This is a genomic window from Methanosarcina sp. UBA5, from assembly GCF_002505485.1.
Classification (GTDB): Archaea; Halobacteriota; Methanosarcinia; order Methanosarcinales; family Methanosarcinaceae; genus Methanosarcina.
This window is the reverse complement of the sequence record NZ_DAVG01000112.1, coordinates 89,835-114,422: the sequence shown is the minus strand read 5'-3', so window position 1 is coordinate 114,422 and position 24,588 is coordinate 89,835. Positions and strand designations below refer to the sequence as shown.

At 44.2% G+C, this 24,588-nt stretch carries 19 protein-coding genes and 3 tRNA genes; 19 read left to right on the top strand and 3 right to left on the bottom strand.

Annotated features, from left to right (window positions below):
• Window positions 1–2: 2 nt before the first annotated feature.
• Both proS and cobT read left to right on the top strand, forming a co-directional pair.
• On the top strand, window positions 3–1,445 hold the full coding sequence (proS, locus tag BP621_RS13680; protein ID WP_292390918.1) for a proline--tRNA ligase: 1,443 nt from the start codon (window positions 3–5) through the stop codon (window positions 1,443–1,445).
• A gap of 494 nt (window positions 1,446–1,939) precedes the next feature.
• The gene (gene cobT / locus BP621_RS13675) at window positions 1,940–2,989 is read left to right on the top strand and encodes a nicotinate mononucleotide-dependent phosphoribosyltransferase CobT (protein ID WP_292390916.1); all 1,050 of its coding nucleotides are present in this window, start codon (window positions 1,940–1,942) and stop codon (window positions 2,987–2,989) included.
• 335 nt (window positions 2,990–3,324) lie between these two features.
• Here cobT and BP621_RS13670 read toward each other — a convergent pair whose 3' ends face one another.
• The gene (locus tag BP621_RS13670) at window positions 3,325–3,546 is read right to left on the bottom strand and encodes a hypothetical protein (RefSeq protein WP_292390914.1); all 222 of its coding nucleotides are present in this window, start codon (window positions 3,544–3,546) and stop codon (window positions 3,325–3,327) included.
• Window positions 3,547–4,798: 1,252 nt separating this feature from the next.
• Here BP621_RS13670 and BP621_RS13665 point away from each other — a divergent pair.
• The 7 genes from BP621_RS13665 (at window position 4,799) to BP621_RS13635 (ending at window position 9,830) form a co-directional block, all read left to right on the top strand.
• Window positions 4,799–4,871, top strand: a tRNA-Asn gene (locus tag BP621_RS13665).
• A gap of 118 nt (window positions 4,872–4,989) precedes the next feature.
• Window positions 4,990–5,064: transfer RNA gene (locus BP621_RS13660), tRNA-Ile, on the top strand.
• 72 nt (window positions 5,065–5,136) lie between these two features.
• A tRNA-Asn gene (locus BP621_RS13655) sits at window positions 5,137–5,209 on the top strand.
• Window positions 5,210–5,669: 460 nt separating this feature from the next.
• Window positions 5,670–6,593 carry an aldolase gene (locus BP621_RS13650; RefSeq protein ID WP_292390912.1) on the top strand — a complete coding sequence of 308 codons (924 nt, stop codon included), beginning with the start codon at window positions 5,670–5,672 and terminating at the stop codon, window positions 6,591–6,593.
• An 85-nt stretch (window positions 6,594–6,678) separates the two neighbouring features.
• Window positions 6,679–8,112, top strand: a complete 1,434-nt coding sequence (gene pyk, locus BP621_RS13645; protein ID WP_292391062.1) for a pyruvate kinase — start codon at window positions 6,679–6,681, stop codon at window positions 8,110–8,112.
• Between the two features lie 222 nt (window positions 8,113–8,334).
• The gene (locus BP621_RS13640) at window positions 8,335–9,243 is read left to right on the top strand and encodes a hypothetical protein (protein ID WP_292390910.1); all 909 of its coding nucleotides are present in this window, start codon (window positions 8,335–8,337) and stop codon (window positions 9,241–9,243) included.
• 227 nt (window positions 9,244–9,470) lie between these two features.
• On the top strand, window positions 9,471–9,830 hold the full coding sequence (locus BP621_RS13635; protein ID WP_292390907.1) for a tetratricopeptide repeat protein: 360 nt from the start codon (window positions 9,471–9,473) through the stop codon (window positions 9,828–9,830).
• A gap of 232 nt (window positions 9,831–10,062) precedes the next feature.
• Here the strand turns inward: BP621_RS13635 and BP621_RS13630 are convergent, their stop codons facing one another.
• The gene (locus BP621_RS13630; RefSeq protein WP_292390904.1) at window positions 10,063–11,253 is read right to left on the bottom strand and encodes a geranylgeranyl reductase family protein; all 1,191 of its coding nucleotides are present in this window, start codon (window positions 11,251–11,253) and stop codon (window positions 10,063–10,065) included.
• Window positions 11,254–11,454: 201 nt separating this feature from the next.
• Here BP621_RS13630 and nifH point away from each other — a divergent pair, with 201 nt between their 5' ends.
• From nifH to BP621_RS13585, 9 genes are all read left to right on the top strand, one after another.
• Window positions 11,455–12,276, top strand: coding sequence for a nitrogenase iron protein (nifH, locus tag BP621_RS13625; RefSeq protein ID WP_292390901.1), 822 nt, complete (start codon window positions 11,455–11,457; stop codon window positions 12,274–12,276).
• 29 nt (window positions 12,277–12,305) lie between these two features.
• Window positions 12,306–12,623 (top strand): P-II family nitrogen regulator, encoded by a 318-nt coding sequence (locus BP621_RS13620; RefSeq protein WP_292390899.1) that lies wholly within the window; start codon window positions 12,306–12,308, stop codon window positions 12,621–12,623.
• Window positions 12,624–12,648: 25 nt separating this feature from the next.
• On the top strand, window positions 12,649–13,029 hold the full coding sequence (locus BP621_RS13615) for a P-II family nitrogen regulator (RefSeq protein ID WP_292390896.1): 381 nt from the start codon (window positions 12,649–12,651) through the stop codon (window positions 13,027–13,029).
• Entirely contained in the window at window positions 13,029–14,627 is a 1,599-nt protein-coding gene (nifD, locus tag BP621_RS13610) for a nitrogenase molybdenum-iron protein alpha chain (RefSeq protein WP_292390893.1), read from the top strand. The genes BP621_RS13615 and nifD overlap by 1 nt, the downstream gene beginning before the upstream one ends.
• A gap of 26 nt (window positions 14,628–14,653) precedes the next feature.
• A complete protein-coding gene (gene nifK / locus BP621_RS13605; protein ID WP_292390891.1) occupies window positions 14,654–16,024 on the top strand; it encodes a nitrogenase molybdenum-iron protein subunit beta in 1,371 nt (456 codons plus the stop codon).
• A gap of 82 nt (window positions 16,025–16,106) precedes the next feature.
• A complete protein-coding gene (gene nifE, locus BP621_RS13600; RefSeq protein ID WP_292390889.1) occupies window positions 16,107–17,663 on the top strand; it encodes a nitrogenase iron-molybdenum cofactor biosynthesis protein NifE in 1,557 nt (518 codons plus the stop codon).
• A gap of 12 nt (window positions 17,664–17,675) precedes the next feature.
• Window positions 17,676–19,109 carry a nitrogenase component 1 gene (locus BP621_RS13595; RefSeq protein WP_292390887.1) on the top strand — a complete coding sequence of 478 codons (1,434 nt, stop codon included), beginning with the start codon at window positions 17,676–17,678 and terminating at the stop codon, window positions 19,107–19,109.
• 117 nt (window positions 19,110–19,226) lie between these two features.
• On the top strand, window positions 19,227–19,871 hold the full coding sequence (modB, locus tag BP621_RS13590) for a molybdate ABC transporter permease subunit (protein ID WP_292391059.1): 645 nt from the start codon (window positions 19,227–19,229) through the stop codon (window positions 19,869–19,871).
• Window positions 19,872–19,958: 87 nt separating this feature from the next.
• Window positions 19,959–21,083, top strand: a complete 1,125-nt coding sequence (locus BP621_RS13585; protein WP_292390884.1) for an ABC transporter ATP-binding protein — start codon at window positions 19,959–19,961, stop codon at window positions 21,081–21,083.
• A 176-nt stretch (window positions 21,084–21,259) separates the two neighbouring features.
• Here the strand turns inward: BP621_RS13585 and BP621_RS13580 are convergent, their stop codons facing one another.
• Window positions 21,260–24,088, bottom strand: a complete 2,829-nt coding sequence (locus BP621_RS13580) for a cache domain-containing protein (protein WP_292390881.1) — start codon at window positions 24,086–24,088, stop codon at window positions 21,260–21,262.
• 362 nt (window positions 24,089–24,450) lie between these two features.
• Here BP621_RS13580 and BP621_RS13575 point away from each other — a divergent pair, with 362 nt between their 5' ends.
• Window positions 24,451–24,585 carry a hypothetical protein gene (locus BP621_RS13575; RefSeq protein ID WP_292390879.1) on the top strand — a complete coding sequence of 45 codons (135 nt, stop codon included), beginning with the start codon at window positions 24,451–24,453 and terminating at the stop codon, window positions 24,583–24,585.
• Window positions 24,586–24,588: the final 3 nt, after the last annotated feature.

Below are 24,588 nucleotides of genomic sequence, written 5' to 3'. Positions count from 1 at the left end.
GTATGGCAGAAAGCGAAAAAGAAGCAGCACTCCCCCCAAAAGAGGAATTCAGCGAATGGTATAACGAACTCCTGTGGATGGCCGAAATAATGGACGTCCGCTATCCTGTAAAAGGATTATACGTCTGGTACCCCTTCGGCTTTGCAATCCGGAGAAATACCTATACTATTATAAGAGAGATCCTTGACAACAGCGGGCACCAAGAAGCTCTCTTCCCTCTTCTTATTCCCGAAAACGAGTTCATGAAAGAAGCCGAGCATATTAAAGGCTTTGAAGACGAGGTGTACTGGGTAACCCATGGCGGAAGAGATCCGCTTGATATCCCTCTGGCCCTTCGTCCAACAAGTGAGACTGCCATTTACCCGATGTACAAAATGTGGGTTAGGTCCCATGCTGATTTACCTGTTAAAATTTATCAAATAGTCAATACTTTCCGCTATGAAACAAAACATACCCGTCCCTTGATAAGGCTTAGAGAGATTACTTCCTTTAAAGAGGCCCATACAGTCCATGCTACCTGGGAAGATGCAGAAGCTCAGGTTAAGGAAGCTATCAGGCTCTATATTGAAATATACCGCAGGCTTGCAGTCCCTGTGCTCCGCTCAAGGAGACCTGATTGGGATAAATTCCCGGGCGCAGATTATACCGATGCTCTTGATGCAATTATGCCTGACGGAAAGACCCTTCAGATTGGTACAGTTCATCATTTGGGGGATAACTTTGCAAAGACCTTTGACATTAAATACGAAGCTCCTGATGGAGAGCAGCGTTATGCCTATCAGACCTGTTACGGGATTTCCGAGAGGTCGATCGCAGCTACGATTTCCATCCACGGAGACGACAAAGGGCTGGTTTTGCCCCCAGAGATCGCGCCTGTACAGGTTGTAATTATCCCGATTATCTTCAAGAAAGGAGCTGAAGAGGTACTTGCAGCCTGCCAGGATGTCAAGGAACGCCTGACTAAAGCTGGGGTCAGAGTTGAAATCGATGCAAGTGATCTTCGTCCCGGAGCAAAGTATTACAAATGGGAAATGAAAGGCGTACCCCTTAGGCTTGAAATCGGGCCCAGAGACCTTCTGAATAATGTCGCTGTAGCTGTCAGGAGAGATACCGGAGAAAAAGAACAGGTTTCGCTCCCTGAGATAGAAGCTGGCGTGAGCTCAAAGTTTGAGGCGATCCATGAGAGCCTGTATCAAAAAGCAAAAAGCGAACTTGAAAACCGCATATTTGACTGTAGTGAACTTGAAGAAGTAAAAGAAAAAATCCAGGACGGAGTTGCAACAATCCCCTGGTGCGGAAAGAGAGAATGCGGACTTGCTATGGAAGATGTAATAGGCGCAGGAATCCTTGGAATTCCTCTGGAACAAGAAAGAGATCGAAAAGAAAAATGCCCTATATGCGGGGAAGAAGCCGAAACCCGTGTGTATGTGGCAAGAACATATTAAAACAAGAAAGCTACTCTGGCACAAACTGGAAAGCCGATTATTACTTGTTCAGGCTTTCGTTTTTTTATTTTTGTTCTATGCAGTTTATATGCAGTCTTTAAAGCCTGAGTCTGAACCTGAAAACAAAGCTATCAGGAATTAGTTATATACAAAAACTTACTCAATTGATTTTTAATAAAAACTCTATCCTGATCAAGTGTCTGAGTCTGAAAATAACGAAAAATAAAGTAAACTTAATTTGAGCAATATTAAATTATATTTGCTTATGGATAAATATTAAATAGTAAGTTGAAGAATTCTCATTGGATTTCAGAAAGAATCAACATTTTTCAAAAATGCTTGCCCGCAAACCTTTTGAGAAAAGGTTTGATCGAAAACCTCAGCAACGGCGTGGCCGGCGTGATAAACCGGCACAACGGTTTCCGCGAACCTTTTCAAAAAAGGCTTAAGTGAAAAAGCGTGGTCAAGCAACGCTTGAATGAAGGAGATACGATATGGTCTGGATCGAACCGGAAGTAACCAGAAAACCCAGAAGACCGATGTTTTTATGCGTGCTTTCCAATACCAAAACTGCACATATTCCCAAGCTTTCAGCTGCAGGAAAAACGGCTGAACTTACGGACTATACACCTGCAGGAGATGCGGAACTTATGGAAACAGGAAATATTATCAGCGTACCCGTTCTTCCCATGACTCCTCCTTATGATACTCCTACTCCTGCAATTATGACCCGTTCGGCGTTGAAACTTACGGACGCTCCCTATAATTTTATTAATTCCGGTCTTATTGTAACTCCGGAAGTTCCGTGCATCGACCTCAAGGCAAAGCCCGGAGAAGATATCCGGGAACCGATTGCAGTCAGTGACGTACAGGGGGTCTGCATGCGAGCAAAGTTCCTGGCCAAGAGGCTCAGAAACCAGGTAGATCATGTAGTAATCGGAGAAAGCATTCCAGGTGGCACAACAACCGCAATGGGAGTTTTAATGGCGCTGGGATACAACGGAAATGTCAGTAGCAGTGCCGATGAAAATCCTCTTGAACTGAAGAAAAAGGTTATTGAAGAAGGCTTGAAAGCTTCAGGCTTGACCTTTGGCTGCCTGAAAGATGATCCCATGAAAGCTATTGCCTGTATGGGAGATCCGATGATGCCTGCTGTTGTAGGTCTCGTTGAAGGTTTTCAGGGCACTGATGTTAGTGTTGTACTTGCTGGAGGGACTCAGATGTTGGCAGTGTATGCCCTGATAAAACACCTGGGTTTCAATACAGAAAAGCTGGCAATTGCCACTACCCGGTATGTTGTGGAAGATAAATCCGCAAACTTTAACGAACTTACCAGAATCCTTGGTGTACCTGTAGTCTACGTTGCAGACCCTGGGTTTGGAAAGTCTGAACTCAAAGGGCTTCACAGGTATGAGACTGGTACGATCAAGGAGGGCGCAGGGGCTGGTGGTGCAATGTATCTTGCAGGCCTTTACGGAATCTCTCAGGACGATTTCAGGTTCGAAGTGGAAAACGTTTGCAAACTGCTCAAAGCAGGGCATTGAGAAAGCTGCTTTCGGATTGGTTTTACCGAAATTAATTTCCTTAAATAATTTTCTTAACCCAAATTTCTTCCTATTTTGTAATTGTTTCTTCTAGTAAGAAATGCTGAAAAAGGATATGGAATTTTCAATCAAGGAAGATCGATAATCCCTCTTCTGAAAATAAAAGGTATAAAAACTCTTCGAAAAACAATAAGTGTAATCATATAATATTAAACAAAAATAATTAAAAATTACTAAAAATTAAAAACGAGAATTCGAGAGCCTTTAAGGCTCTTAAGAAGCTAATTTTTCCAGCTTTTCTAAAACTAGACTCCTTTTTTCGGTTCAGGTCTCTATTACAGCGGTTCAGACGTCTTCATAAGGTTTGAAGGAGAATATGTCATGCCTACGGATGTCGGTTTCTGGTTGTGTGAGACGTTTGCCCCCCCTGATAAATATGCTTCCGAACTCACACTTCCACAGTTCCGGCAGTAGTAGAAGACATTAGAACCCAGGACTTGGCGTTTCAATGTTGTCTGGCATACGCTGCAAAACATAGAAACACTTGCATTTCTCATGCAGGATCCTCATCCGTAAATCATAATCGAATCAAGCCTTGCAGTACCTACTTGTGTCCAGTACTTGCAATTACTACAGTACTCCATCTTTCCATCTGAGCTCACTTTTAGTCTAGCATGACATTTTGGACATATTTTTAGCCGTTTCGTAACAAATCCCCCTTGGATTTCCATTTTTAAACTGCAAGATCAGGCGGTCAAAAGCCCGAAGACCGAAAAGATATCCTGACAGAGTACACAAGGGACCTGAAAGAATTATCCATCAGTACGGAAAAACTACTGACCCTAACCTTGAAGTTACATTTAAAAAACGTTTTTGACCTTTAACTGACACACATAATTCCCCCGGACAGGACCTCAGATAAAGGCATTTTAAGCTAAATAGATGTATTGCTTAAAAATCAGACCTATCCGATCTCGCTGCAAAATACTACAACAAGCTATCAAATATATTATTCCTGATAGGATATAAGTTTTGGCTCAAAATGAATCATTTTTTATATGATCAAGGGGCAAAAGGCTGCCTTCTGGTTAGATCGTACTCCCCTAAAGGGATATTTTACTATGGAGATAAAATTAAATCCGAAAGCAGCGGCAGGCCTTATCTCAGTCGAATACCCCGCTAGCTTGCTGCGGGAATGGAAAACTTCCCCGATAACCGTTGATGATAATATAATTTATCAATTCCATTTTTCGGTTACTAACTTCTGCTCAAACTTAATTGTTTAGGGTTAGTATTTCCTTTAAAGGAATTTAGAGCGGTGGCGCGAACATACCCCGCTGCAAGCAACGGGGTACGCCAGCGCAACTTTGATAGGTACTCAGGCAGGTATTAGACAGGTATTAGCCAGGCGTTTCAGTCTTATTCTATCGGTTAACTTATGCCATATGTCAATTAACGGACATCAATTTTACAGGCGTCGGTTATTAAATAGCACTTTGAATAATATTAATCAAATAATATATTGAACAGGAATTAAATAAAGATATTTGTTTATGGTTGTAAGTTAAAAGAATAGATTAAAAGGGTAAAAACATAAAACCAAAAAGTGAAAATAATGCAAATAAATAAACTGAAAGATAATAGGTTCTGATCATGCCTATACTATTCTGAGTTAGCGGATACCCAGGTCATCAGATTTCTCAGTGCATAAATAATTGTGAAACGCCCAAAGCGAAATATATAAATAATATCATCGCTTTAGGAATGTTCGTGACAGGGTGAGCAAAACGTGCACACCCGATAACGTAAGCCGCTTTAACTCAGTTGGTAGAGTGTCTGGCTGTTAACCAGAATGTCGTAGGTTCGAGCCCTGCAAGCGGCGTAAGATTTTTGCATTTCTTATTTCTTACACTATTCTTCCCAGAATAGATGGAACATATGCAAAAACTTTATTATTAAAGTCATACTATAAGCTACTAATAACATCATAAAATCAATAGGGGCCTGTAGCTCAGTCAGGTTAGAGCGCTCGGCTCATAACCGAGCGGTCACCGGTTCAAATCCGGTCAGGCCCATAAACTTTATATCCAAAGGATCTCTTGTATAAGAAGGTTCGAGGGTAAAATATAATACTCTCCTATCAGAAAGCCGCTTTAACTCAGTTGGTAGAGTGTCTGGCTGTTAACCAGAATGTCGTAGGTTCGAGCCCTGCAAGCGGCGTAAAATTCTTACATTTTTAATTCTCTTCACTATTTTATTTTCTGGTTATTTTTACTTTTTATCTTTTGAATATGGAGTTCTTAGAATTTATTTTGCCTGGCCCTGCTTTTGGTTCTACTGCTTTTGGTTCTACTTAGCCTACTCCCTTTTGTCTATATCATCTAACTCGCTTTAGAGTTCATCTTATCTTAACCTGCCTATTAATTAAATTTTTAAATTTTCTGAATATACAGTTTATTGTCAAATTCACTTTTATAAATCACCTAGCGAGTCAGATGTTTCAGGAAAATGTTAACAAATTTGACTCCTTAATAGATCTGCCAACACTCAGTGGAAAAAATTATAAATTTCCAGAAAGGGATAAGGTAGTAAGAAGAATTATAGATAATACATAAATACACTTTAACAGTATTACTACCATCCAACTAATTACGATTCAATAAAACTGAGGTTTATACATATGGTTTCTATTAATAAAGAGGATGTAATCGTACCTCTGGATGTCCCAAAAGCAATGCGTGAAACGTACGTGAACAATTATATGGAAATGACCCGGGGAACCGGCAGGCTAATGCTTTTTGCAGGCGACCAGAAGGTAGAGCATCTAAATGATGATTTTTACGGAGAAGGAGTTCCTGAGGACGATGCGGATCCTGAGCACCTTTTCAGAATAGCATCCCAGGCGAAAATCGGAATTTTTGCAACCCAGCTTGGGCTTATTTCCCGTTACGGCATGGATTACAGAGATGTGCCATATCTTGTAAAGGTAAACTCCAAAACCAACCTTGTTGAGACCGCACAGGCTGATCCTTTTAGCAACCTCTGGTATGACGTTGACCAGGTCGTTGAGTTTAAGGAAAACAGCGGGCTCAATGTCCTTGGCGTAGGGTATACAATCTATCTTGGCAGCGAATTCGAAGCTGAAATGCTTGTTCAGGCCGCTCAAGTAATTTACGATGCTCACCAGCATGGCATGTTGTCCGTGCTCTGGATTTACCCACGCGGTGAAGCTGTAAAAGACGAAAAGGATCCGCATTTGATTGCAGGAGCAACAGGAGTCGGAGCTTGCCTTGGTACGGACTTTGTAAAGGTCAATTACCCGAAAAAAGAAGGGGCAAAGTCTGCAGAGATCTTTAAGGAAGCTATTAGAGCCGCAGGGCGTACGAGAGTAGTTTGCGCAGGTGGTTCGAGCGACGAAGCTGAAGCTTTCCTGAAAAAGCTCTATGACCAGATTCATGTTTCTGGAGCGCAGGGAAATGCAACCGGAAGAAATATTCACCAGAAGCCTCTTGATGAGGCTGTCCGCATGTGCAATGCTGTCTATGCAATAACGGTTGAAGACGCAAGCGTTGAAGATGCCCTTAAGATCTATAAGGGCAAATAACAAAGCTGCAGAAAAGCCTGCAAAAGTCCAATACAAATTAAAAGGCGGCATTGATAAAAGGTTGGGCATTAAAGGCAGTGTAAATATGCAAATTCCGGATCATAAAACAAAGATCGTCTGTACCATAGGCCCGGCTTCCTCTTCCGAGGAAGTGATCAGGGAACTTGTGCTTGCTGGCATGAACGTGGCAAGGATCAACTTTTCCCACGGGAGCTTCAAAAGCCATAGTGAAGTAATCCATAGAGTCCGCAAGGTTGCAGAAGAGCTTGACAGGACAGTTGCGATCCTTGCCGACCTGCCAGGCCCGAAGATCCGTATAGGCAAACTGGAAAAAGAGCCTATCATGCTCCAGAAAGGATACTCTGTGACACTTACGGTTGACGAGACTACAGGAAATGAGACACGCATTCCTGTAAGCTACAAGCAGCTTCCGGAAAGTGTGGTTCCAGGGAGTCTTATTTACCTGAGTGACGGATTTATCCAGCTTCGCTGCCTGGAAATCTCTGGAAAAGATGTAATTTGTGAGGTTCTTATTGGAGGACAGCTCTATTCTCACAAAGGGCTGAACCTGCCAGGGGCAAAGATTTTCCTTGACCCTGTAACGGAAAAGGACTTCAAGATTCTGGATTTTGCCTTGAGTGAGGAGATTGACACTTTCAGTATTTCCTTCATAGAAAGTGCAGAAGATATTCGTAAGGTCCGGAGTTTTGCTGCAGACAGAGGAAAATCTGTATATATTGTTGCTAAAATCGAACGCAGGCAGGCTGTAGAGAATATCCAGGAAATTCTAAAAGAAACCGATGCTCTCATGGTTGCCAGAGGAGACCTGGGGGTCGAAATTCCTATCCAGGAAGTTCCCTCAGTTCAGAAGGAACTTATCCAGAGTGCAAAACTTCTTGGAATTCCGGTAATTACAGCCACTCAAATGCTGGCTTCAATGACTGACAATATAAGGCCTACTCGCGCAGAGGCAACCGATGTTGCCAATGCAATCCTTGATGGTACGGATGCGGTCATGCTTTCGGAAGAAACCGCGGTTGGTAATTATCCTGTGGAAGCCGTTGAAATGATGGCGAAAATTGCAAAAACTACAGAAGACTGGCGTTCCAAGACAAAATGGGGCCTTGATACTATAATTAAAGGCATCACGGCAAGAGAGATGTCAGTGGACGAGGTAATAACCCTCCAGGTACATGAAGCCCTGCAAAAATTGCCAGTTGCAGCCGTACTGACCCCCACCAGAAGCGGGGCAACTCCCCGCAGGATTTCACGCTTCAAGCCTGAGACCTGGATACTTGCTTTCAGCCGCGTCCCGAAAACCTGTAGCTTCCTCTCTTTATCCTATGGTGTTTATCCTGTTGTTGTAAATGACAAAATTGAAAGCTGGGAAAAAGAGACTACTGAAAAAGCCAAAGAACTGGGATTTGTAAAAAGCGGAGACATTGTTGTTTTCACTCAGGGTCCGTCTTCAGGAAAACCCGGAGGCACAAATATGCTTAAAATTCTCACCCTTGAGTGAAAATGGCTGTATATCCGTTTCAGGACAAACGATTCCAGTTTAAATCTCTACTACACGTCTGAGATCCAGTATTCAGTTTTATGAGGCAAATATTTGGATAAATTAGGAAAACTTCTTATCTCAATAAATTTCAAACCAGTATGTTTAAGCCGATATGTTTAGATATCAAGTGCATGATTTCTACTGTCAGAAAAATTAACTTTATATTATGAGGTTTCATTGATGAAACGAAAGGACCCAGCAACAAAAAACCAGAGGTACCTGGCTATTTTTTTGGCATTAACAATGCTTCTGTCAGCCGGCGCGATCTTCTTTTCAAATAACTCAAATAAAGAGAATAAGAGTGATGCTGTTTCCTCTTCTGGGAATGTGGAGGAAAATAATACGATCGCTTTTTCTCAAATTCCTGGCAGGCAGGTCCACCATGAATTCAACTCCATTGCCGACGGGTTAAATATGTCTCCTAAAGGAGTAGTAAGTGCCTCATATGTAGACCTACAGAAGACAACAGGAACTCCATTTGAACAGGTCTTTGGGAATAAAACAATGATGCACTCTCTATATGGGGCAGATGTATCCAAACGTTATGGGGCACGTTATGCTGATGGTAATGGGTTCGAACTCCACCAGATTCCGGAGCAGAAAATCTTAATGCCCTGGGGAGCAGTCGAGTACGATAACTACAGTCTTCTTGCAAGGACAAACAATACCTATGACATTTGGAATGTAGTCGGAAGCCCTGTGATCCTTGGCTCTCGCCAGAGCGTGCAAGGTGTAATTGACGTGCTGGAAGGAAATGCAACTGTTTCAACCGAATATAATAGCCTCCTGAGCCAGGCGACTCCTGAAGGAAGCCTTTACCAGGAATTGGCCACAAAGACGAATAACTCTACTCTTCCGGCCGATCAACTCTACATGGATCTTAAAAAACTGGATGACGGCAGTTACAGGCAGACGTCCCTTTACCTCGATCCCGAATCCAACTTCACTGAAAAGATTAAGGCTCTGCAGGCAAACTCCACTGAACGCGGAGTAACCTACAATGTAACTACCTCAGGAAACATTACCAAAATGGTGATTACATCCGACTTTGGAAGCTTACTTAATGAAACGCAGATGCTTTCACAGTAAGCTCCTAATTTTTTTCTTTTTTAAATGTTCTTAATTTAAATATTCTGCATTCTCAATGCTATTTCAGATGTCTGACCCCGTTTATATTTCGATTTTACATCCTTATTTCATTACTGCCATAATATTTTTATTCAAAATTTTGATTTCATTTCTTTTGCTATTCTGACTAAAAGGAGAATCATCTATTTCTACCTGCCAGACCAATCTTCTAAATGGGAGTGATACTATTGGGATTTCTAGATAGCTTATTCAAAAAGAAAATTGAGGGCAAGACCGCAGAGGAGTGGTATAGGCTTGCTACCAGCGAAATCGATCCCGAGAAAAAGATTGAGTATTTCGATAAGGTTCTGAAGCTGAAACCTGATTTTGCAGGAGTCTGGAATCTAAGAGGGCTTGAATATGTAATTCTCAGACGGTACGAAGAAGCTATTGCCTCGTTTGATAAAGCCCTTGAGATCCGGCCTGTCTACCCAGAAGCAAGGTACAATAAAGAGGATGCAGAAACCGAACTAAGAAAAATGAAGGCATCCGAATCAAAAGCCGGAGAGAAAGGAGGAGAAACAATTATGGAAAAGGAAGAAACGTAAAGGACGGGACTTAAATTTTAGGTATTTCTTTTCCTCACTTGCCATTTATTAAATAAATCTAATTTTTAAGTTTTTTCCTCCTAAAGATTAATTTTTTCCTTTATTTATTTAAAAGGTATTCATTTCTACTTATTTTGCGCACCTATTCTTCCTTTCCCTTTATTTTGTGCACCCATTCTTCTTTTCTCTGTTTTTCGTACAGCTATTTCTTTTCTCCATATTTCCATACCAGTTACTTCTTTCCCCGGTTCAGAGCCTGGAGTCCAAGTTTTACGGGGCCTGGGAGTTTCCCGCATTGCATGACTTTCATCTGTTCAGGGGAGATAAGTTTGAAAGCTGCATTCATGAGAGTATCGGATTTCATAATCCCATCCATGAGCTGCCTTGCCTGCACTGAAGTTTCAAGTGCAGATCCGAATTGAGCTCGCCAGCGGCGATCGTATTCTTCAAGTTTGCATTTCCCGGCTGCAAATTCAGCTGCAGTTTCTCCTGCTACTTTTCCGGCAATCATTGCAGGAGGAATTCCACCTCCATTTGTTGCGAAAATCTGACCGGCTGCGTCCCCTATAATCATCGTGTTTTCAGTTGTGGTTCTTTCCGGAGCACCATTTACAGGGATAATACCTGCAATTACGTTCATGATTATGCCGTTTTTCAGTTTTGGTCCTGCAAGCGGGTGATCCCGCATAAAACGGTGCAGGTATTCTTTTGCTGAGATCCCTTTTTCAGCCATACCGCTTCGGATTCCGATTCCGACATTTGCTCGGTCCTGGCCTTCGGGAAAAACCCAGGCATAGCCACCGGGCACAAAATTCTTTCCGAAATACATTTCCAAGGAAGAGGGATCAATATCAACATTTCTTACTTGATATTCGAGAGCAACCGAAGTTTCCCTTGATTCGGGCTTATGGGCAAACTCTTTTAATTTTGCTACTAGGGAATTAGGGCCATCAGCTCCGATAATCGCTTTTGCTTTAATTCTGTTTTTCCCAAAGACTCCTGACGTTTCAACAGTCGTTCCCTCAATTTTCGTCACGCGGGTTTTGATCATCAGTTCAGCTCCTGCCCTTGCTGCCTGCTCGGCAAGAAACTGGTCATACCTGCGCCGGTCAAGGACTGCTCCCCTGACAGCAAATTCTTTTATACTGCAGTTTGGAGTGATAATGCGCTGAGTGTCAATTCGCTGCAGCACACAGGAATCAGGGTAGTTTTTCAGCGTATCCGGAAGCCTGGCCTCACGCAGCAGAGCCTGAACTTCCGGAGCATCGGGAAGAAAGCCAGCACACTGAATAGGGCTCCCGATTTCTCTCTTTTTGTCAAGAAGAAGTACCGAGGCGCCGTTCTCTGCGGCATATAGAGCGGCTGTAGAACCTGCAGGGCCTGCGCCCACAACGATTACATCATAAGAGGCTCCAGGGATCATGAAAGGATCTTCCTGTTATTCATTTTAGCTTTGAAATTTATAGGGGACTATTTATTAAATCCTTTCCCGAAGTTCGCAAATAAAAGCAATTAATGGTAACAGACTTTTTAATGATTCAAAAGTTATATATACTATTAAATAGTACAACGGTTACCGGCTTCCTAATGCCGACAGAGAGCAAACAAGAACCAAGGTAAAAAGATGAGACAGATAGCAATCTATGGAAAAGGTGGAATTGGAAAATCCACTACTACGCAGAATCTGACCGCGGCACTTTCGACCATGGGCAACAAAATTTTGCTTGTAGGATGTGACCCGAAAGCAGACTCTACCAGAATGTTGCTTGGCGGCCTGAACCAGAAGACTGTGCTTGATACTCTGAGAAGCGAAGGAGATGAAGGAGTTGATCTTGAGATTGTCTTGCAGCCAGGCTTTGGCAATATAAAATGTGTGGAATCCGGAGGGCCTGAACCAGGTGTAGGATGTGCAGGCCGAGGAATTATCACTTCAATCGGGCTGCTCGAAAACCTTGGAGCATATACCGAGGATCTTGACTATGTATTCTACGACGTACTTGGTGACGTTGTATGCGGCGGATTTGCAATGCCTATCCGCGAAGGAAAAGCCAAAGAGATTTACATAGTGGCCAGTGGAGAACTGATGGCTATCTATGCTGCAAATAACATCTGTAAAGGACTTGCTAAGTTTGCCAAAGGTGGAGCCCGTCTGGGAGGCATCATCTGCAACAGCAGGAAGGTGGACGGAGAGCGTGAACTCCTCGAAGCTTTCGCAAAGAAACTTGGGAGCCAGTTGATTCACTTCGTACCCAGAGATAACATTGTCCAGAGAGCAGAAATCAACAGGAAGACTGTAATTGACTTTGATCCCGAATCCAACCAGGCAAAAGAGTACCTGACCCTTGCCGAAAACGTCCAGAAAAACACCAAACTTGTTGTCCCAACTCCGCTTCCAATGGAAGAGTTAGAAGCAATGATGGTCGAATTCGGAATTGTAGAGCTATAATTCTTGAGATGCAGAGGAGCCAAAAAATTATGCAGATGATACGTGCAATCATCAGGCCAGGCATGGAAACTAAAGTTATCGAGAGCCTCGAAAAAGAGGGCTGTATTTCCCTTACAAAAATGGAAGTCTTTGGAAGAGGAAAGCAGAAAGGGATCCATATCGCAGACATTAATTATGACGAACTGCAGAAGACCATGCTCATGCTTGTGGTAGAAGACGAACATAAGGATAAGGCTATAGAAACAATAATGAAGTCTGCCAGGACCGGAAAATACGGAGATGGTAGGATCTTCGTAACCCCTGTGGAAGAAGCCTATACCATAAGGACTGGAAAACCAGGACTTTAAAGCCGGATTTTCGGAGGAAAATCCCATGAAAGAGATTACTGCGATAATCAGGATGAATAAAGTCCAGAAAACTAAAGATGTCCTGCTTGAGTGCGGCTTTCCTTCGTTTACTGTAAGAAGGGTTATGGGCCGCGGGAAACAAAGAGGGCTCTGCTTTGAATTTAACCCACCCCTGCCTGATCCAGGAAATAAGGAAGCTGAGACCTGTATTCGCTTCATTCCAAAACGCATGTTCACAATCGTTGTGGATGACGAAAACGTAAACGAAGTGGTCCAGAAAATAATAGAAGTTAACCAGACCGGAAATGCAGGAGATGGAAAGATTTTCGTGTCAAATGTTACTGAAGCAATCCGTATCCGGACTGGAGAAAGTGGAGAGGCGACCGTAAATAAGGAGTTGATGTAATGGGAGCAGAAATAGATTCGGGAATTGAAGACAAACAAAAGCTTGTCGATGAAATGTTAAAAGTGCTCCCGGAAAAGGCTGCAAGGAACAGGAGAAAACACATAGTCGTCAGGGACTGCTCCACTGAGCAGCATATCGATGCCAATGAAAAGGTAATTCCAGGCATCCTTACAAACCGAGGATGTGCTTTTGCGGGTTCGAAAGGTGTGGTCTTCGGGCCGATCAAGGATATGGTACACATCGTCCACGGTCCTATAGGCTGTGCATACTTTACCTGGGGAACCAGGCGAAACCTTGCAAAGGCAGAGGAAGGCGAAGATAACTTCAGCAACTACTGCGTATGCACGGACATGAAGGAAACTGACATCGTTTTTGGCGGTGAGAAAAAACTAAAGAAAGCCATTGACGAGGTTGTAAAGATCTTTAAACCTGAAGCAATAAGCATCTCTGCAACTTGTCCTGTAGGGCTTATCGGGGATGATATCGAAGCCGTTGCAAGGGAAGCTGAAAAACAATATGGAATCAAAATCATTCCCTCCCGCTGTGAGGGATACAAGGGAGTCAGTCAGTCAGCAGGCCATCACATTGCGAGCAATGTTCTAATGGAACACCTTATCGGAACCGAGGAACTTGAAAATCCAACTCCCTTTGACATCAACGTATTTGGAGAGTACAATATAGGAGGAGACTTCTGGGAAATAAAGCCAATCCTTGAAAAAATAGGGTACAGAATTGTCTCGACCTTCACCGGAGATGGTTCATTTCATAAAATTGCCCAGGCTCACAGGGCAAAGCTCAGTATCCTACTGTGCCATCGTTCTATCAACTACACGAACCGCATGATGGAAGAAAAATACGGACTTCCCTGGCTAAAGGTCAACTACATAGGCACGAAAGGTACTGAAAAATCCCTTCGGAAAATGGCAGAATTCTTTGACGATCCGGAAATTACCAGGAAAACTGAAGAAACCATTGCCGAGGAAAAAGCAAAGTATAAGGACGAAATCGAGACGTACAGAAAGAAACTCCAGGGCAAAACCGCCTTTATCTATTCCGGAGGCTCCAGGAGTCACCACTATGAGAACCTCTTCGAAGAACTCGGCATGAAAGTGGTTGTTGCAGGTTATCAATTCGCCCACAGGGACGACTACGAAGGCAGGAAGATCATACCCCATATCAAGGAAAATGCTCTTGGCTCCATGCTGGAGGATGTGCACTACGAAAGGGATGAAAACATCAAACCCGCAGTTAGCCCGGAAAGGATTGAAGAGCTGAAAAAGAAAATCGGGCTTATGGACTATGAGGGACTTTTCCCTGAGATGAAAGATGGGACCATTGTTATCGATGATCTTAACCATCACGAGACTGAGGTCCTTGTAAAGACCATTAAACCCGATATCTTCTGCTCCGGGATCAAGGATAAGTACTGGGCTCAGAAGCTTGGAGTTCCATCAAGGCAGATCCATTCGTATGATTACAGCGGAAGGTATACAGGCTTTTCCGGAGTTTTGAACTTCGCACGGGACATTGATATGGCTTTGCACAGCCCAACCTGGAGGTTTATACACCCACCCTGGAAAGCTACGGGAGTAGACTGAGAGGCAAAAAGTAAGAGGTGATAAAAATGTTAGACTATACTCCATGTGAAGAAGTAACCAGAGAAGCAGTAACCATCAACCCTGCAAAAATCTGTCAGCCAATAGGCGCAGTCTATGCAGCTCTTGGCGTACACAACTGCATGCCGCACAGCCACGGATCCCAGGGGTGCCTCTCCTACCTGCGTATGTGCTTAAGCAGGCACTATCGGGAAGCTGCACTGGCAACTACCAGCAGTTTTTCGGAAGGAACTGCAGTCTTCGGAGGTGCTGCAAACCTTAAGGAAGCCCTTGGAAACCTGACTGAAATCTACAAACCCGAAGTAATCGCAATCCATACCACCTGCGTAGCTGAAACAATAGGTGACGACGTAGGGGTCATCTTAGAAGACGTAAGGGATCAAGAACTTATAGACCCTTCTATTAAGGTTTGTGCAGCTTCTACCCCTAGTTACGTGGGCACCCATATTACGGGTTATGACAACATGGTAAAAGCCTTTGTAACTACCTTTGCCAAAAAGAGCAAACCAAACGGGAAACTAAACCTCATCCCCGGTTTTGTGGAACCTGCGGATATCCGGGAAATGAAACGCATACTCTCAATAATGGGAATTTCCAGCATTGTGTTTCCAGATACCACTGATGTCTTTGATGCTCCCCTAACCGGAGAACCCACGATGTATCCAAAAGGTGGGACTCCGATAGGAGACATAGAAGATTCCGCAAACTCCCTTGGGACAATCGCTCTTTGTAGGATGGCAGGAGGCTCATCTGCAAAGATCCTTGAAAAAAGGTACAAAGTCCCAGCAAAAATAGGGCCCACTCCCATAGGGATCAGGAATACCGACCGTTTCATAATGAATGCGGCAAAGCTTGCCAATGTAGCAATTCCTCCCGAACTTGAAGATGAAAGGGGAAGGCTTGTGGATATGATGACTGATGCTCACCCCCACTACCACGGGAAAAGGGTAGCTATTTACGGGGATCCGGATATCCTTGCAGGCCTGACTAGTCTTGTGATGGAGATGGGTATGGAACCTGCTGTAGTACTTACAGGAACCCAGAGTTCGGAGTTTGAAAAAGAAATAGAAGGACTCATAGGCTCGGAGTACCCTGAGGCTGATATAATTTCCGGAGGAGACTTGTTCACTCTTCACCAAATAATCAAGAGAAAGCCAGTAGATCTCCTTATCGGCAACACCTACGGGAAATTCATAGCAAGGGCAGAGGATGTGCCTCTGATCAGGGTAGGCTTCCCGATCATGGACAGGGCAAACCTGCATTACTTCCCGATCATGGGATACGCAGGGGCTGCAAGACTGGTAGAGCGTATAGGAAATACCCTGCTTGACAGGAAAGATAGGGATGCTCCAGACTGGCTGCTTGAAACCATCCAGTAAAGCACCTTTTCAAAAGATTAATCGGATAACTGGAAAACTGCCGCTGCAAACCTGAAAACTGACGCAGAGGGGAGTGAAGGAAATGAAAGAGAAAATTGGAATAGTGGATACTCTCGAAGAAAGAAAACCATATATTGCCAGAAAACAGGAAAAGGGGCAGGGAATTCCTCTGACTTGTGATAATAATTCTCTTGCTGGAGCTATCAGCCAGCGAGCCTGCGTTTATTCGGGAGCTAGGGTTGTCTTAAACCCTGTAACCGATGCAGTTCATCTGGTCCACGGCCCAATCGGCTGTGCAGGCTATACCTGGGATATAAGAGGTGCAAAATCCAGTGGGGTTGAAACAAACCGCACCAGCTTCAGCACGGATATGAAAGAGCTTGATATAGTCTTTGGAGGAGAGAAAAAACTCTCAAAAGCAATAGACGAACTGGTCGGGCTCTATCATCCTCCTGTTATTTTTGTGTATTCTACATGTATAGTTGGAATTATAGGGGACGACCTGGAGTCCGTGTGCAAAACCGCAAGCCAGAAACACAATATTTCTGTAATTCCTGTAAAATCCGAAGGCTTCAAAGGCAACAAGTCCGACGGATACAAGGCTGCCTGCGATGCCTTAAAAAAGCTGATTAAAAAACCTCCGGAAAATCCAACTGCAAAAAAAGTCCCCAGGCCCTCTGAAACCATAAAGCCGAAGATTAACATTTTAGGGGATTTCAACGTGGCTGGAGATGTCTGGCTCGTAAAGCCTCTCTTTGAACAGATGGGAATCGAGGTCATAGTCTCAATGACAGGAGACTCAACTGCAAAAGCTATATCAAGAGCAGCAGAAGCTGACCTTAACCTTGTTCAATGCAGCGGATCCATGACCTATCTTGCAAAATGGATGCAGAAAGAATATGGAATCCCGTATTTAAATGCAAGTTTCTTCGGAATTGAAGATATCTCCTTGGCTCTGAGGAGAACTGCGGATTACTTTGGCTCCGAGAAGATGAAAAAGCAGGCAGAAAAAATCTTGGAAACTGAAATAAACCGTATAATGCCTGAAATTTCCCGAGTTAGAGAGAGGGTCAAAGGAAAGAAGGCCGCCATTTACATGGGAGGACCTGCAAAAGCTCTCACGCTTATCAAAGGTTTTGCTGAACTTGGCATGGAAGTCGTTATTATCGGGACCCAGACCGGGAAAAAAGAGGATTACGAGCAGATCAGTTATTCGGTAAGGGATGGGACGGTTATTGTTGACGATGCAAACCCCCTTGAACTTGCAGAATTGCTCGTGAAACAGAAAGCCGACCTGATGGTTGCAGGCGTAAAGGAGAGATTTATTGCATACAAGCTTGGCATTGCTTTCTGCGACTTCAACCACGACAGGGTGGTGGAGTTCGAAGGTTTTGACGGCTTTGTAAACTTTGCGCGGGAAGTGGATGCTTCCATCAGCAGCCCTGTCTGGAACGCTGTCAGGCAGAGGACTCTGATACCCGAAGCAGTGGAATCAGATAAGAAATCAGGCAGAATAGAAAAAGCGGCAGTAAAGGAAAGAATTTCCGGAGAAAATTACGCAAATAAGTGTAAAAGTATACTCCTGAAACCTGAATTTTTACACCAGAAATCCGAGACTGCAGTTGAGAGTCAGGTATGAGGAGGCATTGAGATGACGAAAAGAAACTATGCAACTGTGAACCCCTGTGTTATGTGCCAGCCTATGGGAAGTGCCCTTGCTTTCAAAGGAATTGAGAATACTATGGTTCTTTACCATGGTTCCCAGGGCTGCAGCACCTATATGCGCTTGCAGCTTGCCCACCATTTCAGGGAACCTGTAGACATTGCATCAAGCTCGCTCAGTGAAAAAGGAGCAGTATACGGAGGCAGGGAAAACCTGAAAAAAGGATTGAGAAATGTGATTAACAGGTACAACCCAAAAGTAATCGGAGTTGCTACGACCTGCCTTGCCGAAACAATTGGGGACGATGTGCCTGCAATTATCCGGGAATTCAAAGAAGAGGAAGGAATCGGAGATGACCCTGAGAAATATATTATAATTATTCCGGTTTCCACTCCTAGCTACGGGGAAAGCCACGTAAGCGGATATATAAAAGCTCTAGACGCAGTTGTCAGGAAATTTGCGGAAAAACCTGGAGAAGAGAGCGCCGTAAAAGTCCAGAATGAAAAACTTAACGTCATCCCTGTTGAAAGCCTTTCTCCTGCTGATGTGCGTGAACTCAAAGAGATCTTTGAGATTATGGCTGAAGATTATATTTTCCTGCCTGACATCTCCGAAACTTTCGATGCCCCGCTGAGAGAATATCTCCCTAAAATTGCGTCGGGCGGCACCCCACTTTCTGAAATTGCTGACATGCCAAACAGTCAAGCAAGCCTGGGCCTGGGTATAGTTAGCAAGAACTTGGCAGTTAAATATCTGGAAGAATCACACGACGTACCCGGATATAGTGTTCCAATCCCAATTGGGCTTTCAAATACTGACAGTTTCTTCACTGAGCTGGTCAAAATTCTCGGCTGTCCGATTCCTGAAAAATATCTAAAAGAAAGGGGCAGGCTCCTCGATGCTATGGTTGATGTGCACAAGTACCTGTATGGGGTAAAAGCAGCGGTTTATGGAGATCCTGATCTTGTATTTAGCCTTACAACTTTCATGCTGGAACTCGGGATGAACCCAGTACTGATAGCAACCGGAAGTAAAAGCCGGGATTTTGGAACGAGGATGAGGCAAATAATTGAAAAAATAAACCCGGAACTCGAACCTGTGGTTCTGGATGGGATTGATTTTGACACTCTTAACGATGCGGTAAGGGAATGCAGCCCTGAAATCCTTATAGGAAACTCCAATGGGAGATATATTGCAAAAGCCTGTGACATTCCGCTTGTAAGAGTTGGATTGCCGATTCACGATAGAGTAGGAGCACAGCGTATTCTTACTGTAGGATACAGGGGAGCCCTTGAACTGCTGGACAGGATAACAAATGCAATCCTTGAAGCTACTGACACTTTCACCGCACCTGTACAGCCGGAGCTGGCAGCATACACCGGCAAAGGAAGCGGAAGTGAATGCGTGGAAGAATCGCAGTGAGCGACAGTAAGGCAAAAAAATCAGAATATATAACTGAAGACCCTCGGAAAGGATAGATTCAGACTTTCAACAAAACCTGAAATTGGAAAGGATTTGATAGAAACGCTTCAAGTTGTCATGAGCCCGCTTCTGCTCACTCTCAAAATTGCCGCAGTTTCAACTTTCTTTGTGGCTTTTCTGGGGGTTCTAATTGCCTATGTGCTGGCAAAAAAAGAGTTTACCGGAAAATGGCTGGCTGACGTGCTCGTGACTCTTCCCCTTGTTCTGCCCCCAACAGTAACCGGGTATATCCTGGTTATTTTGCTTGGAAAAAATGGGATTCTTGGAAGTTTTTTTACTAAAATTACGGGAAGCGGGATCCTTTTTACCTGGCAGGCAGCAGCTATTGCAGCTTTTGTCGTATCCTTACCCATGATGGTAAAGACCGCTTCGTCTTCCATAGGGGCAGTGGACAGGAGCGTGGAAGAAGCTTCCTGTATCCTCGGCAGGAATGAGTTCGAAACCGCGCTCTTCATAACCCTTCCCCTTGCAAAAAAAGGCATCGTTGCAGGCTGTATCCTGAGTTTTGCAAGGGCAGTAGGAGAATTTGGAGCAACACTGATGGTTGCTGGAAACATTCCTGGAAAGACAAGTACAATGCCCCTCTCCATCTATGGGGCGTACCAGACAGGGAACGACGAACTTGCAAATCTACTGGTAGTTATCCTGGTTATAATTTCCCTTGGTACGATTGCAATTACGAGCAGGCTAGGCGAACGATAAAATAGAGAACGGAAATGATAGCAGAAGAAACTAGAATCAAAGAGAGTTAAGAAGTGAAATCAGGGCAAAAACAGGGTGAAATCAGGAATGACTGTTGAGGTTGATATTGAAAAGAAATTCTTTGGGAGAAAATATGGGAAAAAAGCAGAAAAACCCAGCTTTTCAATGCATTGTACCTTCGATGCAAGTTCCGATTTCATGGTCCTTTTCGGCTGTTCCGGCTCGGGAAAAACCACAGCTCTCCGCTGTATTGCAGGGCTCGAGAAGCCGGATGCAGGATCTATCAGGATAAATGATACCATCTATTTTGACAGTAAGAAAAAGATAAATTTGCCTCCTCAAAAAAGAAAAATAGGGTACATGTTCCAGGAAAATGCCCTCTTCCCGCACATGAATGTTCGACAGAATATTGAGTTTGGGTTAAAAGGCCTGAGCTCCATGGAAAAGAAGGAAAGAGTAAACGAGATGCTGAATCTAGTGGGAATTGAAGAACTTGAGTTTGCCTACCCTGATGAACTTTCTGGAGGCCAGAAACAGAAAGTTGCTCTTGCCCGAGCCCTTGCACCCGATCCAGAAATCCTGCTTCTGGACGAGCCTTTCTCATCCCTGGATATAGTTGTCCGCCTGAAACTGAAAAAAGAGTTGAAGACTATCCAGAAAAGGCTTGGAATTCCTGTGATCTTCATTACGCACGACCCTGTAGAAGCCTTTACCATGGCTGACAGGATGGTGGTTTTTGATAATGGCAGGGTGCAACTTGGCTCCCCTGAAGACGTATTCTATCATCCAGAAAGCCGCTACGTTGCAGAACTTGTGGGCTTTTCAAACCTCTTTGACGATGCAGTGGTTGAAGGCCATGGACAGGAAGCCGAGTGCACTTTCCTCTGGTCTCTTGGCACCGAGATAACCGCTCCCTATATAGAACGCATGGCAGGAGATAGGGTTAGCTGGGGTATCAGACCTGAAAATATTGAACTCGTGGACAGGAGAAATATTCATACCATCCAGAAGGAAGACAGGAAGAACCTGTTCAACGGGATAATAATGAATGTGGTAAACAAAGGCACCAGCCGGATAATGTCTCTCATACTCAAAGAAAGCGAGGATGTCCTGAAGGTAGAGGTTGCAAACCATGTCTTTAACTCATTAAAAATAGAGACAGGAGACGAATGCATGGCCAGGCTCAGGACTTCGGATATGATTGTCTTTTAACCCGAGTCCCGTCTCGGGAGGATAGTGTCCTTTTCGCCCCGAGTTTCGCTTCGGCACCCGAATTTCGCTTCGGGAGCACAAGGTCCTTTTTGCTGCGCTCAAGAGGACTAATTTATGGCAGAATGAATTAAAAAATAAATTTCCCGGACAACTGGCCCGGGGCAATTTTCTGCTGGTTAAGTCTGCTGGGTGGTCTGGTTCAGGTCTTCGATGTAGGTACCCGCTCCAAGCCACCAGGTATCGTCCACTTTCTGGACGTAGCTCATTTTTGGCTCAAGGGTCATGTTATGGGCAGGGTTGTAATAGTGGTAGAAGACAAACCCTCCTCCCTGCTGTGCTAGGAAGATCTGGACCCTGATATAATTAACTCCGTAGAGATCCTGGAGTCCGGAAAGGTCCTTTCCTATCAATTCGGGCTGATAGGGGAGTGCCAGGGCCGTTCCGTTATAATCTGAGGCATAGACATAGAGATTGTCGCGAACAAACGTTCCATTCTGGTTATTGAACTCCGCGATCACAGCATCCTTTCCGTTCGTATTGGCATACGAAATCGCCTCCCCGACAAAGGATTTCAGTCCCTCTCTTACCTTTGGATCTGTTCCCACATTCACGATTGGCGAATTCTCCGGTGGATTATAAATGCCAGACCCGAGGATCCAGCTCTGGTTCACCATCATTACATAGCTCAATTTTTGTTTGACAGTGAAGTTGTCTGCAGGGTCTGTATAGAGATACCGGACAAAACCTCCTCCTGACTGTGCTGTGGAGATCAGGTCCTGGGTAACTAAGGTTCCATTCGCATCCGTGAGATTCCAACGGTTTGTTCCGACAACCTCAGGCTGGAAAGGTAGAGCCAGAGCTGTGCCATTTATGTCATATGCGAAGATATACAGGTCGCCATCGACAAATTTACCTGTCTGGTTATTGAACTCACGAAGAGCAGCTTCCTGTCCGTTCTCATGTGCATATTCGAAGGCTTTCTCAACAAATGCAACGAGTTCCTCTGGAGATGCAGTTGTATTGTTAGTAAGAGTAACTTCAGATTGGTTCTGGCAGTTCTTGTAATTGCCGCTGCACACGATATAGGACTTACCATCGCTTCCATTGGTTAACCGATAGTAAGTGGTCTTATAGTACAGATTCGTCTGGACCGGATGCATATAGACATAGTCCACCCAGCCTGTCCCATTCTTCAGTGCTCCTTCTAAAATTTCATCTCGGAATGGTTTACCGGTAACATCGGTTTTGCCCTTGAAATTTTTGCCGACAAGCTGAACATTGTCTGCATGAGCAACGATGGTCATATTTTCATCGTACACGAAAGTATAAAGGGCCGGATCCTCTGCGTCTCGATACGGCGCTTCGCCTGCATTGATGCGCTGGAATGTATCCGATGCATTCTTCTCGACTGCTGCAGCGGTTGTATTTACGAGCTTCACTACCGCATCATTCGTAAATGTCTGCTGGGCGCATCCGACTCCTAAATTCCGGTAAATTATCCGTTCATAATCGCTGACACCCTGCTCGTCCTTCTGATTCCTCGCCGTCTCGATAGCCTGCTCAAAGGCACTGACAATAGCATCCGGGACATCTTTACTAAAGATATAGTAAAAGTCGTTCTCGCTCAGAGTATAAACGATCTTATAGGCGTTGGGGTTCTCTGAGGTCTTCAACATCTGATACCTCCCGGCAAGATCCCCGGTTGCCCACAGGTCAATCTTTCCCTCTTCCAGCATCCGGAGGAGATCTTCAGGTGTCTGGCCATTGACGATCTGTGATTTATTCACACCCTGGTTGGCCAGGAGATCGTTTTCGATGGAAGCGTTTACCACTCCGATCCGGTACTTATTGAGATCCTCTGAAGAGGATATCGTAATGTTACTTCTCACAGGTGCATAGAGAACGAAGCTGGCTTTGGTAAAAGGTCCTGCCCACTTGTAAAGAGGTTCACGTTCCGGTGTGCGAACAATGGAGAAAAGCACCGTACTGGTATTGTTTTGCGCTATCTGGAAACCTTCTGCCAGAGGGACAATGCGGACATCTGCCCGTGAGCGGTTCACGCCTACATTCTTGAAAATTGACTCAAGTAATTCAACAGAGATACCGGTGACATTTCCGTCCTCCTGGTAGTTGAAAGGAGCCCACTCTTCGGTCAGGTAATTTAGCTGGGCAAGGCCAATCGATGGAATATATCGCCCAAGAATTCGATAATACGTACTGATGCCTGCGCTATCTTTCTCCTCCTTAATGGCATCAAGTGCCTGCTGGAAAGACATAACCATTGAATCAGAAACATTCTTGTTGAAGGCGTAGTAGCCCTCCAGATCCTGTAATTTAAAAACAACTTTGAAGGAGTAAGAGTTACCAGTTACCTGTTCGGTGAGATACCTGCCAGCAGCCTCCGGGTAAGCCCATAGATCAATCTCGCCGTTATTAAGTTTTTCGATAATTGCGGACGCATTTGTTTCCTGCACGAGCTGGCTTTTATTCACGCCGGCATTGAGCAACTGCTGGACTGCAATATCATCAACAATTACTCCGATGCGGTATTTCTTCAGATCTTCAGGACTCTCAATTGTGATTCCGCTGTCCGGTCGGGCAAAGAGGACGTTGGTGTATGTATAGATGGGTCCCACCCATTTGAAAGATTGCTCACGCTCAGGAATCCTGACGGTCGTGAAGAGTATGGTATTATTATGGGAAAGAACATTCTGGTATCCCTCAGTCCATGGAACAAGGTTTATCTCCTCCCTGGTCACTTTCTTCCCCATTTTCTTGGAAACTGCCTCAAGGATATCAACGGAAATCCCTTTTAGCGTACCGTTTTCCATGTAATTATATGGCGGTAGCTGTTCTGTGTAGTATGTCAGGTTTACTGACATTGTGGTCTTATTCTGATCTACGGATGCAGCTTCACTTTCCGGAATACATCCAGCTATTGGAAGCAACGCTCCGAGCAATACTGCAATAAGGATAAGATACATGTATCGTAAAGATAGTGGCATGAAAGGGGTCTAGTATTGATATATAAATACCGATACTAAATACTGTTACTCATCATCGTTTGAAAATAACGCTTGTTTGGATGGATACACGGCTAACCCGGGAGTGTGCAATATCTAACAACAAGTTGGATCTTTAGTATCCATCCTATTATATACTTCCAATCCAATACATTTTTGCATATCAATCTATGTCATCCTCGGAAAATTGACATAAAAAGTGATTGAGCAGATAAAAAGCTTTGCCGAGAGGGATGCCAGGGGAGAGGAGATCTTCCGAAAAGTGGGCGGAAAACTGCTTGCTCATTATTACACTCGGAAAGTATTACTTTGTGATCATTGTCAAGGTTCCATAGGAGAAAGCAATGGTAAAGTTCCTGCTTGAAGTAGGAAAATGGGGGACAATAAGCACAGAGACCCTTACTGAGTGCCTCCCGAGATGGTATCTCAAGCAGCAACGAAGCTGTGACAGGAGGCTGGTAAGTGTCAGAATAGATTGAAAG

Coding starts and splice junctions, on each gene's coding strand:
- BP621_RS13670 (WP_292390914.1), bottom strand. CDS start 3,546: ATGAGAAATGCAAGTGTTTCTATGTTTTGCAGCGTATGCCAGACAACA.
- BP621_RS13640 (WP_292390910.1), top strand. CDS start 8,335: ATGAAACGAAAGGACCCAGCAACAAAAAACCAGAGGTACCTGGCTATT.
- nifE (WP_292390889.1), top strand. CDS start 16,107: ATGAAAGAGAAAATTGGAATAGTGGATACTCTCGAAGAAAGAAAACCA.
- BP621_RS13585 (WP_292390884.1), top strand. CDS start 19,959: ATGACTGTTGAGGTTGATATTGAAAAGAAATTCTTTGGGAGAAAATAT.
- nifD (WP_292390893.1), top strand. CDS start 13,029: ATGGGAGCAGAAATAGATTCGGGAATTGAAGACAAACAAAAGCTTGTC.
- BP621_RS13650 (WP_292390912.1), top strand. CDS start 5,670: ATGGTTTCTATTAATAAAGAGGATGTAATCGTACCTCTGGATGTCCCA.
- cobT (WP_292390916.1), top strand. CDS start 1,940: ATGGTCTGGATCGAACCGGAAGTAACCAGAAAACCCAGAAGACCGATG.
- nifH (WP_292390901.1), top strand. CDS start 11,455: ATGAGACAGATAGCAATCTATGGAAAAGGTGGAATTGGAAAATCCACT.
- modB (WP_292391059.1), top strand. CDS start 19,227: ATGAGCCCGCTTCTGCTCACTCTCAAAATTGCCGCAGTTTCAACTTTC.
- BP621_RS13595 (WP_292390887.1), top strand. CDS start 17,676: ATGACGAAAAGAAACTATGCAACTGTGAACCCCTGTGTTATGTGCCAG.
- BP621_RS13615 (WP_292390896.1), top strand. CDS start 12,649: ATGAAAGAGATTACTGCGATAATCAGGATGAATAAAGTCCAGAAAACT.
- BP621_RS13575 (WP_292390879.1), top strand. CDS start 24,451: ATGGTAAAGTTCCTGCTTGAAGTAGGAAAATGGGGGACAATAAGCACA.
- BP621_RS13630 (WP_292390904.1), bottom strand. CDS start 11,253: ATGATCCCTGGAGCCTCTTATGATGTAATCGTTGTGGGCGCAGGCCCT.
- proS (WP_292390918.1), top strand. CDS start 3: ATGGCAGAAAGCGAAAAAGAAGCAGCACTCCCCCCAAAAGAGGAATTC.
- pyk (WP_292391062.1), top strand. CDS start 6,679: ATGCAAATTCCGGATCATAAAACAAAGATCGTCTGTACCATAGGCCCG.
- BP621_RS13620 (WP_292390899.1), top strand. CDS start 12,306: ATGCAGATGATACGTGCAATCATCAGGCCAGGCATGGAAACTAAAGTT.
- nifK (WP_292390891.1), top strand. CDS start 14,654: ATGTTAGACTATACTCCATGTGAAGAAGTAACCAGAGAAGCAGTAACC.
- BP621_RS13580 (WP_292390881.1), bottom strand. CDS start 24,088: ATGCCACTATCTTTACGATACATGTATCTTATCCTTATTGCAGTATTG.